At 61.7% G+C, this 18,587-nt stretch carries 15 protein-coding genes; 5 read left to right on the forward strand and 10 right to left on the reverse strand.

Going from position 1 to position 18,587, the window contains the following annotated elements:
* Nucleotides 1–59: 59 nt before the first annotated feature.
* The 7 genes from CK910_RS12240 to CK910_RS12270 form a co-directional block, all read right to left on the reverse strand.
* Nucleotides 60–512, reverse strand: a complete 453-nt coding sequence (locus tag CK910_RS12240) for a hypothetical protein (protein ID WP_098983331.1) — start codon at nt 510–512, stop codon at nt 60–62.
* Between the two features lie 217 nt (nt 513–729).
* Entirely contained in the window at nt 730–3,858 is a 3,129-nt protein-coding gene (locus CK910_RS12245) for an efflux RND transporter permease subunit (RefSeq protein ID WP_098983334.1), read from the reverse strand.
* A gap of 9 nt (nt 3,859–3,867) precedes the next feature.
* Nucleotides 3,868–5,067, reverse strand: a complete 1,200-nt coding sequence (locus tag CK910_RS12250; protein WP_098983336.1) for an efflux RND transporter periplasmic adaptor subunit — start codon at nt 5,065–5,067, stop codon at nt 3,868–3,870.
* A 340-nt stretch (nt 5,068–5,407) separates the two neighbouring features.
* Nucleotides 5,408–6,214: an exodeoxyribonuclease III gene (xthA, locus tag CK910_RS12255; protein WP_042871215.1), complete on the reverse strand. Its 807-nt coding sequence runs from the start codon at nt 6,212–6,214 to the stop codon at nt 5,408–5,410.
* 225 nt (nt 6,215–6,439) lie between these two features.
* Nucleotides 6,440–7,402, reverse strand: coding sequence for an ion channel (locus CK910_RS12260; protein WP_043134271.1), 963 nt, complete (start codon nt 7,400–7,402; stop codon nt 6,440–6,442).
* 60 nt (nt 7,403–7,462) lie between these two features.
* A complete protein-coding gene (locus CK910_RS12265) occupies nt 7,463–9,109 on the reverse strand; it encodes a tetratricopeptide repeat-containing response regulator (protein ID WP_043134270.1) in 1,647 nt (548 codons plus the stop codon).
* A gap of 110 nt (nt 9,110–9,219) precedes the next feature.
* On the reverse strand, nt 9,220–10,260 hold the full coding sequence (locus CK910_RS12270) for an FAD:protein FMN transferase (RefSeq protein ID WP_098983339.1): 1,041 nt from the start codon (nt 10,258–10,260) through the stop codon (nt 9,220–9,222).
* A gap of 332 nt (nt 10,261–10,592) precedes the next feature.
* On the opposite strand from CK910_RS12270, the gene azu reads away from it, so the two are divergent.
* Nucleotides 10,593–11,033 (forward strand): azurin, encoded by a 441-nt coding sequence (gene azu / locus CK910_RS12275; RefSeq protein WP_042871224.1) that lies wholly within the window; start codon nt 10,593–10,595, stop codon nt 11,031–11,033.
* A gap of 212 nt (nt 11,034–11,245) precedes the next feature.
* Nucleotides 11,246–11,449 carry a hypothetical protein gene (locus CK910_RS12280; RefSeq protein WP_043134265.1) on the forward strand — a complete coding sequence of 68 codons (204 nt, stop codon included), beginning with the start codon at nt 11,246–11,248 and terminating at the stop codon, nt 11,447–11,449.
* Between the two features lie 32 nt (nt 11,450–11,481).
* Here the strand turns inward: CK910_RS12280 and CK910_RS12285 are convergent, their stop codons facing one another.
* Nucleotides 11,482–12,039 carry a HutD family protein gene (locus tag CK910_RS12285; RefSeq protein WP_098983341.1) on the reverse strand — a complete coding sequence of 186 codons (558 nt, stop codon included), beginning with the start codon at nt 12,037–12,039 and terminating at the stop codon, nt 11,482–11,484.
* 263 nt (nt 12,040–12,302) lie between these two features.
* On the opposite strand from CK910_RS12285, the gene CK910_RS12290 reads away from it, so the two are divergent.
* Nucleotides 12,303–13,271 (forward strand): nucleoside hydrolase, encoded by a 969-nt coding sequence (locus CK910_RS12290; protein ID WP_043556739.1) that lies wholly within the window; start codon nt 12,303–12,305, stop codon nt 13,269–13,271.
* A 144-nt stretch (nt 13,272–13,415) separates the two neighbouring features.
* Nucleotides 13,416–13,751: a DUF3634 family protein gene (locus CK910_RS12295; protein ID WP_172955300.1), complete on the forward strand. Its 336-nt coding sequence runs from the start codon at nt 13,416–13,418 to the stop codon at nt 13,749–13,751.
* Nucleotides 13,752–13,827: 76 nt separating this feature from the next.
* Here CK910_RS12295 and CK910_RS12300 read toward each other — a convergent pair whose 3' ends face one another.
* Nucleotides 13,828–15,027 (reverse strand): c-type cytochrome, encoded by a 1,200-nt coding sequence (locus CK910_RS12300; protein WP_098983344.1) that lies wholly within the window; start codon nt 15,025–15,027, stop codon nt 13,828–13,830.
* Nucleotides 15,024–16,949 (reverse strand): NAD(P)-binding protein, encoded by a 1,926-nt coding sequence (locus tag CK910_RS12305; protein WP_098983347.1) that lies wholly within the window; start codon nt 16,947–16,949, stop codon nt 15,024–15,026. Before CK910_RS12305 ends, CK910_RS12300 begins: the two co-directional genes overlap by 4 nt.
* Nucleotides 16,950–17,559: 610 nt before the next feature.
* On the opposite strand from CK910_RS12305, the gene cyoA reads away from it, so the two are divergent.
* Nucleotides 17,560–18,585, forward strand: coding sequence for a cytochrome o ubiquinol oxidase subunit II (gene cyoA, locus CK910_RS12310; protein WP_098983349.1), 1,026 nt, complete (start codon nt 17,560–17,562; stop codon nt 18,583–18,585).
* Nucleotides 18,586–18,587 lie beyond the last annotated feature (2 nt).

The following is an 18,587-nucleotide window of genomic DNA, read 5'->3' on the forward strand; positions in this document are numbered from 1 at the left end:
CAAGGGCGTGCATAGGCGACAAGATGAGCCTTGCCGCGAGCACGCGAGAGAAGTGCTTTCTAATGGCGCAGCACCGACAGCATCAGATGTCGGCGGGGCCAGGAGGGGGGGTGAGTACCGCGAGATCGCAGGAAGGGATCTCGCAGCCAGTGATCGAACAGATGGCTGGCGATCCCCAGATGGGGCAGCAGCAACAAAGGGAGAACGAGCAGAGTCAGCAGCGCGGCCAGCAGTGGCAGGCCGGCACCGGTTGGCGAGGTGAGGCCGCCGTGCATCTGGCACTCCCCCTGGCTCATGGCATCGCCCTGCGCGCCATCATCGGGTGCCATTGTGTGGCAGGCGAGCCCCTGCATGGCGGTCGCGCTCATGGTTGCGTCGTCGCTGCCGGTCGCCATGGCGGGGGAGATGATCTCGGCCCCGTGCCAGCTGATGCAGAGGGTGAGATTGCAGACGAGCATGAGCGCCAGCAACAGCCGGGCAATGCGCTCAGTGGGCAATCTCGATGACAGCATGGACATGTCCTGATGATGATTGGGGTCACTGTAAACCTTACCTTGAGAGTAAGGTCAAGGTGAGTACAAGCCAATCGGCGTGGTTGTGATCCCGCCTGCGCTTTGCCTGAAGAGGTAAGGGGTTGCCTGGATGGGAGGCGCAGATGGAAGCGCAAGGAGGGGGCGACAGATGAGCCGCGTAGGTATAGAAAAGCCCCCGCATCGGCGGGGGCTTGTGTCACTGTTTCTGCTGGGGCGCGGGGGCGCGGGGTCGCTCCGATCGCTTCATGATGAGGCGGAAGAAGAGCGGGATGAAGAAGATGGCGATGAAGGTCGCCGCCAGCATGCCGCCGATGACCGGCCAGCCGAGGGCGTGACGGCTCGCCGCGCCGGCACCGCTCGAAGTCACCAGCGGCACACAGCCGAGGATGAAGGCGAGCGAGGTCATGACGATGGGGCGAAAACGCAGCCGCGCCGCCTCCAGCGCCGACTCGATGAGGCTCATTCCCTCCTCGTGCTTCATCACCGCAAACTCCACGATCAGGATGGCGTTCTTGGCCGCCAGCCCGACGAGCGTCACCAGCCCTATCTGGAAGTAGACGTTGTTGGTGAGCCCCACCAGCCAGGTCGCCAGCAGGGCGCCGAACAGGGCGAACGGCACGGCGGTGATCACCGCAAACGGCAGGCTCCAGCGTTCGTACTGGGCCGCCAGGATGAGGAAGATCATCACTATGCCGAAGCCGAAGGCGGTGCCGGCGCTGCCGGCGGCCGCTTTCTCCTGATAGGCGGAGCCAGTCCACTCCAGCTTGGCGTCGTTGCCGAGGGACTCGTCGGCCACGGCCTCCAGCGCCGCTATGGCCTGGCCGGAGCTGTAGCCCGGCGCCGGCTGCGCCATGATCTTGGCCGCCTGGAAGATGTTGAAGCGCTCCACCAGTTCGGGGCCTGTGGCATCGCGCACCGTCACCAGGCTGCTGAGCGGTATCATCTCCCCCTTGTCGGAGCGCACATAGACGTTGCGGATGTCGCTCTTCTTGGCTCGGTAGTCCGCCTCTGACTGCAACTGCACCCGGTAGGTACGACCAAACTGGTTGAAGTCGTTGACATAGACCTGACCGAAGGTGGCCTGCATGGTGTCAAACACCGCATTGATGGGCAGCCCCAGCGCCTTGGCCTTCTCGCGATCCAGATCCAGGTAGACCTGGGGCACGTTGGCGCGATAGGTGGAGGTGACGCTGGCGAACTCGGGACGCTCTTTGGCCGCCTCCAGGAAGCGCTGCACCTCGGCCGAGAAGGCCTGGGCGTTGCCGGTGCTGCGGTTTTGCAGATAGGCCTCAAGCCCGCCTGTGGTGGACATGCCGGTAATGGGCGGCGGGTTGAAGGAGGCGACGAAGCCATCCGCCAGCCCCATCAGGCTCATGCCCTGGAAGGTCTTGGCCAGGGAGAAGGAGTCCTGCCCCGCGCCCTGGCGCTCGCTCCAGTCCTTGAGGGTGATGAAGCTGATGCCGCTGTTGCTGATGATGGCGTTGGAGAGGATGTCAAAGCCCGAGAAGGTGATGACGTCCTTGACGTTGGGGTTGGCCATCGCCATCCGGTCGAAGTCGTTCGCCACCGCCTGGGTGCGGGTGAGGGAGGCCGCATCCGGCAGCATGACGGCGGAGAGCAGGTAGCCCTGATCTTCGTTCGGTACCAGCTCCCCGGGTACCTTCAGCAGCAAGCCGTAGATGGAGACCAGGATGAAGGCGATGATGGTGAACGCCACCCCGACCCGACGGTTGAGGAAGGCGACCCCGCGCACGTAGCGACGGGTCAGGCCATCGAAGGCGTTGTTGAACCAGACGAAGAAGCGGGCCGGTTTGTGGTGCCCCTCTTTCAGCAGCACGGCGCAGAGGGCCGGTGACAGGGTCAGCGCCACCAGGCCTGAGATGGCCACCGACACCGCGACCGTGATGGCGAACTGCTTGTACATGACCCCCGTCATGCCGCCCATGAAGGCGACCGGCAGGAAGACGGCGCACAGCACCAGCACGATGGCGATGACGGGGCCCGATACCTCCTGCATGGCGAGGATGGCGGCCTCCTTGGGCGAGCACTTCTTCTCCTGCATGATCCGCTCGACGTTCTCCAGCACTACTATGGCGTCATCCACCACGATACCGATGGCGAGCACCATGCCAAACAGGGTCAGCAGGTTGATGGAGAAGCCCAGCACCAGCATGCCGGCGAAGGTGCCGATCAGCGATACCGGCACCGCGATGCAGGGGATCAGGGTGGCACGGAAGTTCTGCAGGAAGAGGTAGACCACCACGAACACCAGCAGGATCGCCTCGAACAGGGTGTGTACCACCTCCTCGATGGAGATCTTCACGAACTCTGTGGTGTCGTAGGGGATCTGGTACTCGATGTCCTGCGGGAAGCGCTCCTTGAGGCGCAGCATGGTGGCATGCACCTGATCGGCCACCGCCACGGCGTTGGCGCCCGGTTGCAGGTAGGTGGCGATACCGATGGCGGGCTTGCCGTTGGCCTTGGCCAGCAGGTCGTAATCCTTGCCGCCGAGCTCGACCCGGGCCACGTCCTTGACCCGGATTTTCGAGCCGTCCGGCATGGAGCGGATGATGATGTTCTGGAACTCTTTCACATCCTCGAGGCGCCCCTTGGTCTGCACCGTGTAGGTGAAGTCGATGGGGGCCGTGGTGGGCTGGGCGCCTATCTTGCCGGCCGCGAACTGGGTGTTCTGCTCGCGGATGGCGCCGATCACGTCGCTCGGGGTGAGCTCGAGCTGGGCCAGCCGGTCCGGCCGCAGCCAGATGCGCATGGCGTAGTCGGTGCCGCCGAACAATGTGGTGTCGCCGACTCCGGGAATCCGCTTGAGCTCATCTATGATGTTGAGCAGGGCGTAGTTCGACAGATAGGTGGTGTCAAAGGTGCCGCCCGGGGATTGCAGGGTCACTACCTGCAGGATCGAGGTCGATTTCTTCTTGACCGTCACCCCCTGCTTTTTGACCTCTTCCGGCAGCTGGGCCATGGCGGCCGAGACCCGGTTGTTGACGTTGATGGTGGCCTGATCCGGATCGGTGCCGATCTCGAAATAGATGTTGAGGTTCATCTGGCCGTTGGAGGCCGAACCGGACTGCATGTAGAGCATCCGCTCCACGCCGTTGATCTGCTGCTCCAGTGGCGCGGCCACCGTCTGGGAGATCACCTCGGGGGTGGCGCCCGGGTAGAAGGCAGTCACCGACACCACTGGCGGGGTGATCTGCGGGTACTGCTCTATGGGCAGGGATCGCATCGCCGCCAATCCAGCCAGCACTATGATGATGGAGATCACGCTGGCGAAGATGGGGCGTTCGATGAAGAACTTGGAAAACATACGAACTCCTTACTTGGCCGCGGCCTGGCTGACCATATTGGCGCTGATGGCCTTCATCTCGGCGGCCGAAACCGGCTTGACCACGGAACCGGGACGGGCCTTCATCAACCCCTCGACTATGTAGCGTTCGCCGGGCGCGAGCCCGCTGTCGATCAGCACGCCGCTGTCGACCACGGAGCCCAGCTTGACCGGCCTTGGCACCACCTTGTTGTCGGCATCCACCACCATCACCATGCGGTCGGCCTGGGACTGGACTATGGCCCGCGGCGGTACCAGGATGGCGTTCTTGCGCAGCCCCAGGTCGATGGTCATGCGCACGAACTGGCCGGGCAGCAGGGCGCCCTTCTTGTTGTCGAAGATGGCGCGGGCACGTATGGTGCCGGTCTGGGGATCGACCCGGCTGTCGGAGAAGTTGAGCTTGCCCGCCTCTGGATAGACGGAGCCGTCGGCCAGCCGGATGTGGGTGCGCCAGTTGGTGGCATCCTTGGCCTCAATCAATCCCTTTTTCACCGAGTTCTCGAAGTTGAGACGATCCTGCTCCGAGTAGGAGAAGTTGACGTAGAGCGGGTCGAACTGGGTGATGGTGGTGAGCAGGCCATTTTCGCCGCTGGTGGAGATGAGGCTGCCTTCGGACTGGGAGCTCTTGCTCGCCATGCCGTTGATGGGGGCCGTGACCTGGGTGTAGCTGAGGTTGAGATCCGCCTCCTTCACCTTGGCCTGGGCCGCCTGATGGCTGGCGATGGCGGCCTCGTAGTTGGCTATGGTGTCGTCATAGTCCTTGCGACTCACCACCTGGCGTTTGAACAGGGGGATGATGCGATCCCGATCGGCGCGGGCCTTGTTGAGACGGGCCTGCTCCTGGGCAAGTGTGCCTCTGGATTGCTCCAGCGCCACCTTGTAGGGCTCGGGGTCGATCAGGAACAGCTCCTGGCCGGCGCTGACCGGCTGGCCTTCCACATAGGTACGTTTGAGCAGTATGCCGCTCACCCGGGAGCGGACATCGATCTCGCGAAAACCGGCGGTTTCACCCACCATCTCGGCGGTCAGGGGCACATCGGTCAGCTTGACCTCGGCCACCACCACGGGCACGGGAGGCAGCGCCTGGGCACCGGCGGTCGGCTCGTCGCCACAGGCGGTCAACAGGCTGGCCAGTGCCAGGGCAATACCACAACGCTTGAACCTATCTTCCCTGACGTTTTGCACCTTCATCATCACACTCCTGTTGGATGGATCGCGATCGCCGTGCACACCTTTCTTCTGAACTGACATCATCAACAGCATGGTTACAAATTCAACTCATTGGATTACTGACAATTTTTCATGATAGAGCACGAATATTGAACCCAAGCTGCTCGGGGATGGAAGTTATCAGTGCCAATGGCGGCAGAGAGGCGAGCCAGCGACAACTTGTGTCCCGGTGACGGACGCACTCACTATAAGCGTTGCGCGCGGCACGGGTGGTCTGGTGGGCATTATAAGAAGGAAAAGGGCGGGGAAGTGGGGGCCGGGTCACAGTGGGGGCGTCAAACGTCCCCACTGTGTGTCGTCATCAGGCGAAGCAGGCCCAGATGGGGGCGTGGTCCGAGGGTTTCTCGATGCCGCGCAGTTCGTAGTCGATGCCGGTCTCGGTCACAGCGTCCTTGAGGGCGTTGGAGGCCATGATGAGGTCGATGCGCAGGCCGCGGTTCTCGTCAAAGCCCTTTGAACGGTAATCAAACCAGGAGAAACGCTCGCACTCGGTGGGGTTGGCGGCGCGGAAGGTGTCGGTCAGGCCAAACCCTTTGAGGCGCTCCATCCATTCCCGCTCTATGGGCAGGAAGGAGCATTTGCCATCCCGCAGCCAGCGCTTGCGGTTCGCTTCGCCGATACCGATGTCGAGATCTGTGGGGGAGATGTTCACGTCGCCGATCAGCACCAGTTGATCGTCCGGGGTGTGATGGGTCTCCAGATAGTGCTGCAGATCCTCGTAGAACTTCTGCTTGGCCGGGAACTTGGTCTCGTGGTCCTGGCTCTCGCCCTGGGGGAAGTAGCCGTTCATCACCTTGATGAGGGAGCCATCTTCCCGTTTGAAGGTGGCCATGATCATGCGGCGCTGGGCATCTTCCGGATCCGTGGGGAAGCCTTTTTGCACCTCGACCGGTTTCTGCTTGCTCATGATGGCCACCCCGTAGTGGGCCTTCTGGCCGTGGAACTCCACGTGATACCCCATGGCCTCCACATCCGCCAGCGGGAAGGCCTCGTCGTGCACCTTGATCTCCTGCAGGCCGATCACATCCGGCTGGTGTTTGTCGATGATGGCTTGCAGCTGATGAAGACGGGCGCGCAGGCCATTGATATTGAAAGAGATGATCTTCATGTCCGGGATGCTCATGTCATTTTTATAAGTCGCTATTGGACTAGGAATCCGCCCTGGATGCAAGTTCAGGTGCCGGGCTATCGGTAACCTGTTCACGAGCTGTCACGAGAGGCTGTCAGCAAGGTGAAGCGCAGCGCAGGAACCGGAGCGTATAGATATACATGAGGATTCCGAGCAGCACATGAGCCTTGATCACGGCCTCGCAGCAAGATCGTGGATAGGTTTTTAGCGAGTCATCTTCTTGACGAACACCACCACGAACAGTGCCAGCGTGAAGCTGCCGGTGAAGGCCTCGAAGGCGGCGAAGAGCCGTGACAGGCCTATGGGGGTGAAGTCCCCGTAACCCAGGGTGGTGAAGGTCACCACGCTGTAATAGAGGCACTCGAGCAGGAAGATGGCGTTCTGCTCCAGGGGGGCGTCTGGCCGGTAGATGAGGTGGTTGCCGTTGAAGCTGAGGCCAAAGAAGAAGTAGAAGATGCTGCAGATGAAGATGAGCAGCAGGGAGAAGAGCACCACCCGCATGGGCGCCTCGCCGTAGCCGCAGAAGAGATCGACGATCCAGGAGGTGAAGCGCTGGGTCGACCAGAGCGGCAACTGCAGCCGGCGCATGGTGAGCTCCTGCTGTATGTAGCGGCCGGACATGGTGAAGATGCCCTGGGCCTCCGAAGCCTTGCGCAAATCCCGGTAGGTCTCCTCGGCCTCTTTCAGCCAGATGCGGGCCTGCACGGGATCGCGCTCCTTGCGGCCGCGCCGCTCCTGCATCAGCCGTTTGCCTGTGTTGAGGTTGTCGAGCCGGGTGTTGTGCCAGCGAATGCCGAGCAGGTTGACGTCGTCGAGCTCGGCGCAGTGCAGATTGGCTTCGCTGAGATCCGCCTTCATCAGGCTGCCGCCCTTGATGCGGATGCCGTAGAGGTGAGCTCCCTGCAGGTTGGCGCGATAGAAGTTGCACTGTTCCAGCAAGAAGCCCTGCGGGGCCCCCTTCTTCACCAGGTTGAGGCCGGCCAGGTTGGCGCGGGCCAGTTGCAGGCCGTGGCACAGACCCCCTTGCTGGATGTAGTGCTCCAGCTCGCGAGCGGTATGGGGACTCTGATGATCGGCGTGGGGATCGTGCCAGCGGCACAGTTCGTGCTCCTCCGCCTCCTCGCTGCAGTGGCGCCCGTCCGCCACCAGATATCGACACATGGCCATCGTCTGTTTCCTCCCCTCGCCGAGTCTGTATCAGCATAGGCGAGCGGGCCGTGGCCGGGGTCAACTGAGCTGGGTAAACTCCTGACGCAGTTTGCGAAAACGATCCTGCTGTGCCGGGTTCAGGGGAATGCCGTCCAGCACCTCCAGGGTCTCCTTGCACTCGGCGCCAAACTCCGGGCTCTTGCGGTTCTTCTGCATCAGTTGCAGCAGCACCTGGATCTTGTTGAGGGCGGCACCTGTATTGGCGGGGGCTCGGCGCAGCGCCTCGCGAAAGTGGCCCAGGGCCTGCTCCAGCTCGCCGCTCTGGTAGGCCTTGATGCCCAGTTCGTTGAGCTGCTGATAACGCTGGCGGCGCTCGAGCACAGTCTTGTCGTCGCGGGTGGCCTGGATGCAGGTGGTGAGCAGCCTGTCTTCATCCTCCGCCAGCAGCGCCTGCAGCGTCTCGGCATATTCGAATTCGCCGAGCTGGTAGAGGGCGAGTATGGTCTCGCCCAGCAGGCTGGGGGGCATGGTACCCGGCTGATCGAGCCAGTTCTGGTTGGCGCGATAGAGCATCTTCTTGCCCTTGAGCAACTCGCCCAGGGCGATCTGCACCCGGGCCTGGCAGATCTGCTCGAACACCGGGTAGTTGAACTCCGACATCATCAGCGAATCGCGAATGCGCGAGAGGGCCGAATTCACCTGCTTTTGCAGGTTGGCTATGTGGTAGATGTCGTTGCTGTTGAGGGCGTACAGGGTCAGCGCCTGGATATAGGCCCCCAGATAGTGGGGGGTGCGATGGATGGAGTTGCGCGACAGGTCGATGAGCGACAGCAGCACGTCCTTGGCCTGGGCGTAGTCGTGGCGCAGCAGGCACACCTCCGCCAGCCGGCGGGAGAGCTGTACCGACTGGGGGGAGATGTCCACCGCCCGTCTGAGCTCCTGCTGGGCCTGCTCGTCATTGCCGAGTGCCAGCTGGGATTCCGCCAGCCAGAGGTGGGCCTCCACCATCAGCGGGGTATTCTTGAGGGTCGCCTGCAGGTGGCTCACCGCCTCCTCATTAAGTCCGAGCGTATGGCACGCCTTGCCCAGGGTCAGTCGGGCCCAGCTGTTCTCCTGCCCGGCCAGCAGCTGGCGCATCAGGCTGCGCGCCTCCTTGGCCTGCCCCAGCTTGAGCTGGGTATCGGCCTGCAGGCAGCGGCAGAAGTTGGCAAAGCGCGGCACCGCATCGGCCCGTTCGGCGCAGGCGGCCAGCAGGGTGGGCAGATCGTCCTGGGCGAGGGCGATGAAGACGCTCTCCAGCGCCAGGCGACGGGCGAGGGCGCGTTTGAGACGAAACGAGAACTGCTCCTGGGAGAAGGGCTTCATCAGGTATTCGTCGGGCTCGGCCTCCAGCGCGCTCAACACCATGGCGCGGGAGCTGTCGCCGCTCACCATGATCACCACGCTCTGGGGGGGAATGAGCTTCTGATCCCGCAGGCTCTCCAGCAACTGGCGGCCGTTCTCGCCGACCCCCAGTTCGTAATCGAGCAGGTAGATGTCAAAGGTCTCTTTCTGACAGCGACGTCTGGCCTCCTCGGCCGAATTGACATAGGTGATGCGACTGATGCCGATGTTGATCAGCATCGCCTTCATCATCACCTGAAAGGATCGCTGTTCGTTGACCAGCAGAATGCGCTTGGGCTTGGGCGGGGCTTTTTTTTCTGGCTCGGGTTCCGGTGTCTGCATCTGTCTGGGTCAGGGCGCTACGGGCGGATAACAGAAGTGTGCCACCAAAGCGCGCAGACAGGCAATTGAACATGGGGTGGCCCTGCTGTTTTTCGGCAAAGCCCCGTTATTCATGGCTTTTTCTGCACCAGATAGGGGGCAAATTGCGGGCTGTAGTCGGCCCGAAAGCCCTGTTCCGTCTTGATGATGAGGTAGACGGCCAGTTGGTGTTCCCTGGCGAAGGCCATCGCCTGCTCGGGGCCCATCACCATGAGCGCCGTGTCGAGGGCATCGGCTTCCAGTGCGGTCGGGGTGATCACGCTGGCGGAGACCAGCTTGTGGGTCACAGGTGCGCCCGTGGCGGGATCTATGATGTGGGAGTAGCGCTGGCCATCGAGCTCGTAATAGTTGCGATAACTGCCGGCGGTGCTGAGCGCCATGCCGTTCGGGCTCACCACGTCCGAGAAGGCCCCCGGTTGATCGGACGGCTCGACTATGGCCACCCGCCAGGGGTTGCCCTTGCCGTTGTTGCCCTTGCTGCGCACGGCACCGGCCACTTCGATCAGGTAGTTGTGTACCCCCTTGCTCTCGAGCAGGCCGGCTATCTCGTCCGAGGCGGCCCCCTCACCCAGGGTGGAGAGATCGAGGTAGAGCGCCGGGATTGTCTTGCCGAGCAGGAAGTGATCCCCCTCCGGCGTCAGGCTCAGCTTGTCTATGCCTACCTTGAGGCGAGCTGCGGCAATTTGCCCGGCATCTGGCCGCTTGAGCGGGCGCTTGTCCGGGCCGAATCCCCACAGGTTGACCAGCGGCCCCACAGTCACGTCCAGCTTGCCCTGGGTGAGGTGCCCGGCGTCGATACCCTGCTGCACTATCCTGGCCATGGCCGCTGGAATGACAGTGAGCTGCTTGCCCGTGCTCTGATTGAAGCGTGAGATAAGGGAATTCGGATCATAGGTGGAGATCTCGTGGTTCATGCGCGCCAGCAGGGAATCGACCTCCTGTTGCAGCGCAAGCTCGCCCCCCGGGAAGGGATGGCTCACAGTCACCACGTAATAGGTACCCATTGTCTTGCCCTGAATGCGGGTCTGGGTCGGTGCAGGCTGGCAGGCGGTCAGCGCCAGTACCAGGGTCAGCAGGAGGCCGCGCAGGGCCAATACCGGGGGAAACGACATAAGCAATATCTCTATATCTTGAACAGGGCCTGGTGCCATGGGCCGCCAGCTTAGCCAAGCGGCTGGCGGCTGGCGAGTGGCCGTGTGGAAAATGGCGGGAGAAAATTAAACAGGGGTGGGCCGGGAGAGGGGTTGATGCGTATCCATTCAGGTTCAGCGTCTGTTGTGAACAAGGTCAATCTGGTGACCTGACCCGCAGCTTTGCGCTAAAGCCATAGCCGATTGACAACATTTGAGTAGAATAAGGTCGATTTTGACAGCATCTTTGCCAGTCCGGGCGCTCGCCTGCAGGCAATCGTGTTGCCATCTATTGCCAATCAAAGGAGAGGATGATGAAAAAGGCGATTACCCTGCTGTTTCTGAGTACCCTGGCTGCCCCGGCTCTGGCCGATGAGTGCGCGTTGGTCATCGAAGGCAATGATGCCATGCAGTACAACCTCAAGGAGATGAGCGTACCTGCCACCTGCAAAGAGGTGACCGTGACCCTCAATCACACCGGCAAGATGCCGGTGACCGCCATGGGCCACAACTGGGCGCTGGCGAATACCGCCGACTATCAGGCCGTGGCCACCGCAGGCATGAGTGCCGGTGCCGACAACAACTACCTGCCCAAGGATGATCCGCGCGTGCTGGCCCACACCAAGCTGGTGGGCGGTGGCGAGAGCACCAGCGTTACCTTCAAGACCGACGGCCTGGCCGGCAAAGACCTCACCTTCTTCTGCTCCTTCCCCGGCCACTTCGCCATGATGAAGGGCACCTTCAAGATCGGTTAAGCCGCTTGTCGAGTGGTCATGAAGAAAAAAGCCGGGCTGCCCCGGCTTTTTTTATGGTGCGGATACCTGGTGTCGATCGCGCGGTGCAGAGGAGCCAAGCAATTGAATGAATGGTGCATTTCGTGATCTGGCGAGGAGTGGCCGCGTCCTGGACGGGATAGAATGGGCCGCAATCGGGGCCTTCCTCCCCAGACTCAGAATGGATGTGGGTGATGAGAGCAGTCAAATGGGTGGTCAGCTGTTGCCTGCTGCTGGTGTGCGCCCTGGCGCTGGCGGCAGAGCCCCCGGTCAAGAAGAGCAGGAACGGCATCTGCCACCCCCAGGGTGGCACCTACTACAGCCGCACCAAGCATTATGTTCCCTACGACAGCATGCAGGCCTGTCTCGACAGCGGGGGCCGCGCCCCCAAACGTTGAGCCCGACACCAGGGCCTGCGCGGGCCTCTTCCTTATCGGGCTTGCAGGGTAAAGAAGGCGATGGCCGTCTTCTTCTGGCACTCCAGTCGTATGCTCTCTTCCCCCGTGACCACCAGCGTCTCGTTGACCGCGACGGTTTGGCCCCCGACTTCGAGCTGGCCGCTCAGCAGGTGGCAGAGGTAGGTCTTGTCTGTATCCAGACTGAGGCTAAGCGGGAAGGGCAGATTGAGCACCCGCACGTTGGCGCCGATGCGCGCGGGATCGTAGATGAGCCCCAGATCCGTCACCTCTTTTTTCAGCAGCTCGCAGTGGGTTTCATCGTCTCCGCTGAAGTGGGCCGCCTCTAAGGTGGCATAGGGGTGGCCGTTGAGCACGAAGCCGGTGCCGCTGATGGGCAGCAGGATGCGTTGATAGCCGGGAAATTTGGAGAAGGGGCCGGCGGCCTTGATGGGGGCCGAGCTCAGCCGGTAGTCAAAGTCGAGCTTGTCCAGGGTGGCGCCCTTGGGGGCGATGAGGATCTGGGCTGTGGTGCCCTGCTTGTTCTTCCAGGGCATCTTCAGCTGGTCAGACTCTTTAATCAGGGTGATCACTATGGCGCCTCGGCAGTGGAGTGAGAGAAGGGGCAATGAGGCCAAGTGATACCATCCCCCAGGCCGGCTCACAAGGCGGCGGCGCTTCGCGTTCGTCCGGTTGGCCACTATTTAGGCGCATTGGCCCGTCTGCCACCCGGCCTGCTCAAAATGCCGCCACTCGACGGGGCCGGGTCGGGCGAAACCCTCAGGCTGTGATCCCTGCGCTGTTAAACGGGCGGGAGGTCGCTACACTGGCAACTCTCTTGCTGTCTGGAGGCCCCATGGCCCACAAAATCATTCTGGATACGGATCCCGGTATCGACGACGCCATGGCAATACTGTTTGCCGAGGCGCACCCCGCCATCGAGCTGCTCGCCATCACCACAGTGTTTGGCAATGCCACCATAGACAACGGCACCCGCAACGCGCTCTGGCTCAAGCAGAAATATGGCATGAAGGCGGATGTGGCCAAGGGAGCCGTGGCCCCGCTGCGCCGCGAGCCGGTGGGGCCGACCACGGTCGTGCACGGCCCGAGTGGACTGGGGGACGTGGAGGCGGGGGAGGTGACCATCACGGCGGATCCCAGACCCGCCTGGCAATATATCGTCGAGGCGGTGAAGGCTGCGCCTGGCGAGATCACCCTGGTCACCATAGGCCCGCTCACCAACCTGGCGCTGGCACTGCAGGAGGCGCCGGAGATCACCAGCCTGGTGAAGCAGGTGGTGGTGATGGGGGGCGCCTTTGGCGTCAACGGCCATCGCGGCAACGTGACCCCCTATGCCGAGGCCAACATTCACGACGATCCCGATGCCGCCGACCGGGTGTTTACCGCCGACTGGCCCGTGGTGATCATAGGGCTGGACGTGACCCAGCAGAGCTTCTTCAGCAGCGCCTATCTGGATGCGCTGCGCGATGACGCGGGGGAGCCGGGCCGCTTCCTGTGGGATGTGAGCCGCTTCTATCTGCGCTTCTACTCGGAGCGGATCGGGCTCGACGGCTGCCACGTGCACGACCCGTCCGCCATCGCCTACGTGATAGATCCGACCCTGTTCACCCTGCGGGAAGGGCCGGTGCGGGTCATCAACGAGGGCCCGGCCATCGGCCATACCCTGCAAAAATTCGATGGCAAGTCCCATCCCCACGACGGCTGGGCCGACTATCGTGCCCAGCAGGTCGGGGTGGCGGTGCGGGATCAGGCGCTGCTGGCGCTCTATCGCGAGACGCTGGTGGCCTGGGGCAAGGATTGCTGAGTGGCGCTCAAATGACGCTGCGGCTGTGATCCCCGCCAAACAATCGGGGGCAATGGCGGCTTATACTGGCAGCCATGGCGCGACCGGGAGGGCACGAGATGGCCTGATCTGCGCGCGGATATCGAGTCGTTAGGAGGGAAATAGATGGCCTGGTTATCCTTGTTGGTGGCGATTGCCCTGATCTGGTGGTTGATGAAGCTGGGACGGGGCGCCCTGTTCGAGATCCGGCTTGCGCCGGGCAAGCTGGTGGTCAAGCGGGGCAAGGTGTCTCCCGCGTTCATTGAGCATGCCAAGCAGATACTGCGCCACGAGACGGTGCGGGGCCGCATTCTGGGTCAGCGTGACGAAGACGGCGTCAAGCTGGTCTTCTCCCGCTCCATCCCCGAGCCGGTGGCCCAGCGTTTTCGCAATGTCTTCCCCTATGCCGATTACCGCCAGCCGGCGGCGCCCCTGCCGGGCTCAAAACCGCGCAAGGGTTGACGCCGCGCTCGCACACGGCAAACGGGCCTCCACTGGAGGCCCGTTTTTTTTATGGCAGAGATGGTGCGGCGAAGGCTTATTCGTGCAGCGCGCGCTGGGCCTTGACGGTGGCCGGCTTGATGGCCACCCCTTCATTGCCCCAGGAGGCGCGCAATGTGTTGACCAGCCCGGCCACCTGTTCGTCGTTGAGGGTCCAGCCATAACCCGGCATGCGGTAGCCGATATGACCCTGGGTAATGGGGGTCTCGGCGCCGTACAGCAGCACATTGAGCAGGCTGCTCGGATCCTCGGCCAGCACTGTCTGGTTGCCCACCAGCGATGGAATCACTCCATCATTGCCCTGACCGTTGACGCCGTGGCAGGTGGAGCAGTACATGGCATAGTCCGCCTTGCCGCCCGCGTTGGCGTAGGCCCGGTTGCCCTGGGCTGGCGGCGTATGGTCTCCGATCTCGATAAGATAGGTGGCTATGCCGGCCAGATCCGCGTCGCTGAAGTACTGGCTGCTGTGAGTGATCACTTCCGCCATGGGGCCGGAGACGGCCTGATGCTGGCTGCGACCGGTTTTCAGCAGATCGATCAGCGCCTGCTTGTCGTAGCGGGTGCCGCGGATGTCGGGGGCATACCAGCCATCCAGGGTGGCGCCGCTCAGATAGAGGGGGTCTGCCTCGGTCAGGGCTTTTTCCTGCATGCCGAGTCCGCGCGGGGTATGGCAACTGCCGCAGTGACCGGCACCCTGCACCAGATAGGCACCGCGATTCCACTGCTCGCTCTTGCCCGCTACCGGGGTGAAGCGGCTGTCATCGTGATAGACCCAGTTCCAGCCCATCAGCGGCCAGCGCATGTTGAGCGGCCAGGGGATGTCGCTCTCCTTGTTGACCACCGCCAGCGGCTGCACCTCCTTCATCAGATGCTGGTAGAGATCCCCGAGATCTGTGTCGCTCATCTTGGCGTAGGCGGTGTAGGGCATGGCCGGATAGAGCCGATGACCATCCCGGGCCACCCCTTCGCGCATCACCTTGATGAACTCCGGCAGGCTGTAGTTGCCGATGCCGTGGCTCTTGTCCGGGGTGATGTTGGTGGAAAAGACTGTGCCGATCGGGGTCGGGAAGCCCTTGCCGCCAGCCAGCGGCTGGCTGGTTTCGCTGGTGTGACAGGCGGCGCAATCCCCCAGCTTGGCCACGTATTCCCCCGCCGACATGGCAGGCGTTGCCTGTGCAGCCAGGGCGGGCAGGGCCAGCAGCAGGGCGCTGGCGGTCAGTGACAGGGCGCGGTTCATTGGGCACCTCCCTTCTGCATGGCGACCAGCTCGTTGACCGCACGCCAGGCCTGATCGATGGCGGAGTGGGCGTAGGGGCTCCAGTCCGAGTCGGAGTTGGCTATGGTGATGTTGCCGATGGGCTGACGACCCAGCTCAATCCATTTTTCGCACTGCGCCTCGTCATCGAACAGGGTGTTGGTGATGTAGGAGTAGCCGTGGGACCAGCGGTTGACCGTGATGGCGAGGATATCCTGCTGGTGGTTGAAACCGGCGCTGCCCAGCATCCCCTGCAGCTGCTCGCGGATCATCTGCTCGTGCTGCTCGAACGGCATGCCGAGGATCATGGCGCGCCCCTTGCGGGACTGCTCGCGGGACGAGAGGCCGCTGCCCGGCAGGGTCGGCACATAGACCATGTGCAGGCACATGGGCTGATCCGGGCTCTTGGGATGCTCGTAGCCGCCGAGGTTGACCGGATAGTCCAGCTTGACCCGGCTGTAGGGGGCCGCCGGTGAATAGACCTCGTGCACACCGAGTTTGACGAAGGCGTGCCAGTTCTTGATAACCACCTTGGTGTAGACCAGCGGCGCCTTGGCATTCTGGCGCAGCGCCTCCTTCTGGGGCTCCGGCAGCTCGGGCACCATGTAGGGGATCATCATGTTGTAACCGGCCATGACGGACTGCTTGGCCCGCACCCGATGCAGTTTCCCCTCCTTGATGTAGGTGACATCCACCGCCGATTTGCCATCGGCGAGGGACAGGTTCTTCGCCTGCAGCGCCGTGCTGCCAAGGCGCAGCCGCACCTTGTGCTCCGCCACGTCGAGCTTGCCGTAGTCAAACTTGGCCAGCACCACGTCCTGCATGGTGTGGCCGGGGGCCACCTGCGGAATGAGCTTGCGCACCATCAAGCGGGTCAGCCCGGCGTTGCCGTCCGGAAAGTGGAAGATGTAAGGATCGTCCAGCTCCGCCTGCTCCTCGGCATCGAGGGGAGTGAGATCCAGCCCGTCGAAGCCCGGCAGGGCACAGAGACGCGCATCGGCGCAGGCGGTGGCGTCTATGCCGACCGCCTGGAAGTCGTTGGTGCGCTGCTGGAAGTAAGTGATCGCCCGCTCGCTGAGCCCCACCTTGTCGCGCAGGAAGCTGGTGTAGCTGTTGCGGGTCATCCAGAGGTCTTTCTCCTCCCGGCTCATGCCGCTCAGGTAGTCGATCTTCTCTTCGTGCAGGGCCAGCAGGGCTGCACGGTCGCTCTCATCGAGCGGGAAGTCACCGATGAACTGTGCCAGCGGGCGGCCGTTCAAGCGATCGCGGGGGATGTCGTCGGCCACGTTGTGGCCCGGATCGCCGCTCACTACCTTGTTGACGCCAAAGTGTTGCTCGTCGAAATAGACGCCGCGGCTGAGCCCCAGATCCGGGTAGAAGGTCTGCTGGAAGCCCTTGGCCAGCTCGTCGATGTTGACCTCGAGCGCCTTGAGCAGCCCGAGCGCAATGGGGCTGTAGACGGAGCGCGGCGATTGCAGGGATTCGCTGCCGCCGTAGCCCAGCCGCAGCCCATCGGGGGTGGTGAACTCGTTGCGCTTGGCGTGGCCGCCAAAATCGTCGTGGTTGTCGAGCAGCAGGATCTTTTTGTCCGCGCCGAGCAACTGCTGATAGAAGCAGGCGGCCGCCAGGCCGCTGATGCCGGCGCCGACGATCACCAGATCGTACTCCCCCTCGAGGGGGACATTGGCGAAGTCATACTGCTTGCCGTCGCGGGCTATGCTGTGGGCTGGCTCGAAGGAGCCCGGATGGTTGCCGCGCAGGCCGGTGAGGGCGGGCGGATAGGCCAGCGTCTTGTCGGCCAGCGCGTTGCCGCCTTGCGCCGCTTGCAGCAGATTGATGGGGGCGACACCGGCCGCAATCGCTATGGCTACGCCGTTGAGAAAGTCTCTGCGTGTGATACTCATGGCAATCCCTGTTGTATGAAGAGTCAAATGGGAAATGGGATAAGGTTGAATTCGTGACTGGCTTGGTAACGAAGGGGCGCAACCTAACGCCATATCCGGATGGAGTCCATGGCTTTGATAATAACTTATTAAACAAAATGATGAGTCCTGTGATGGATTCGGCCCCTGGAAATGCATGCAATAGGCATCTTTGCGGACTATGGCCCCATCAAATTCATGGAATTAATTAGAGTTTAATTTGATTAATTATGGTCCGGATTGAGTTCCACTCAATGATCTGTCTGTTCGGCGGCGGCGCCGAAAATAGCGTCGATATTTTATACAAATAGCAACGAACGGGGCGATTTAACCCTGCCAAATATAGGGTGAAGCAGCTATCTGTCTATTCAATCAACAACAATTGGATGAAATAAAGCCTGTTAATGATGAATTTGTGATTTGTGGGGTTTGATAAATGCCTTGCCGTCAAGCCATTAACATGCTTCACAGGGAAATCCCAAACCGCACACAAGTTCGGGATTAATTTTTCATGTTGTTCACATCCCCCCCGATGCAATAGAATGATGCGTTTTTATTACAACTTTACGCCTTGCGAAGATGAGGAAACGGCATGAGACCTGATGTAAAAAGGGGCTTGGGCGCCTTGCTGTTGCTCGCGACAACCGGCTTGCTCAGTGGTTGCGACATGGCTCTAATGAGCCCCAAAGGGCAGATTGGTCTGGAACAGAAATCACTGATATTAACGGCCATCGGGCTGATGTTAATTGTAGTGATCCCTGTGATTATTATGGCAGTGGTATTCTCTCGTAAATACAGAGCATCCAATACCAATGCCAAATACACCCCGGATTGGTCTCACTCCAACAAGATTGAAGCGGTCGTCTGGACCGTACCCGTCATTATTGTCGCCATCCTGGCGGTCATTACCTGGAAAACATCCCACTCGCTGGATCCTTATAAACCGCTGGAATCGGACGTCAAACCGATCCGGGTCGATGTTATTTCCCTCGACTGGAAGTGGTTGTTCGTCTATCCGGAACTGGGTATCGCCTCGGTCAATGAACTGGCCTTCCCGGTCAATACCCCCATCAACTTCCGGGTGACCTCGGATACCGTGATGAACTCCTTCTTCATTCCCCAGCTGGGCGGTCAGATCTACGCCATGGCGGGCATGCAGACCAAGTTGCATCTCATCGCCAACGAGGCGGGCCAGTACAAGGGGATCTCCGGCAGTTACAGCGGCGCCGGTTTCTCCGGCATGAAGTTCCAGGCCATCGCCACGCGGGATCAGGCCGACTTCGATGCCTGGGTCGCCAAGGTAAAACAGTCACCCAAGATGCTCGCCACCATGTCCGAGTTCGAGGCCCTGGCCAAGCAGAGCCAGAACAATCCGGTGGAGTATTTCGCCAGTGCCGACCCGGCCCTGTTCGTCAACGTGATCAACAAGTTCATGGGTGACATGAAACCGGGTGAGCACCAGGGCATGGCCCACGAAGGTGCCATGCAGCATGGCGACACCCTGGATCATCAAGCAATGGACCATGACGAGATGACCCATGATGCACAAATGGATCATGCCGGGCATATGGCCATGCCGATGGATGACAAGAGTGTGAAAGCAGGATCCGAGGAATAATT

Source organism: Aeromonas sp. CA23 (assembly GCF_002587065.1).
GTDB lineage: Bacteria > Pseudomonadota > Gammaproteobacteria > Enterobacterales > Aeromonadaceae > Aeromonas > Aeromonas bestiarum.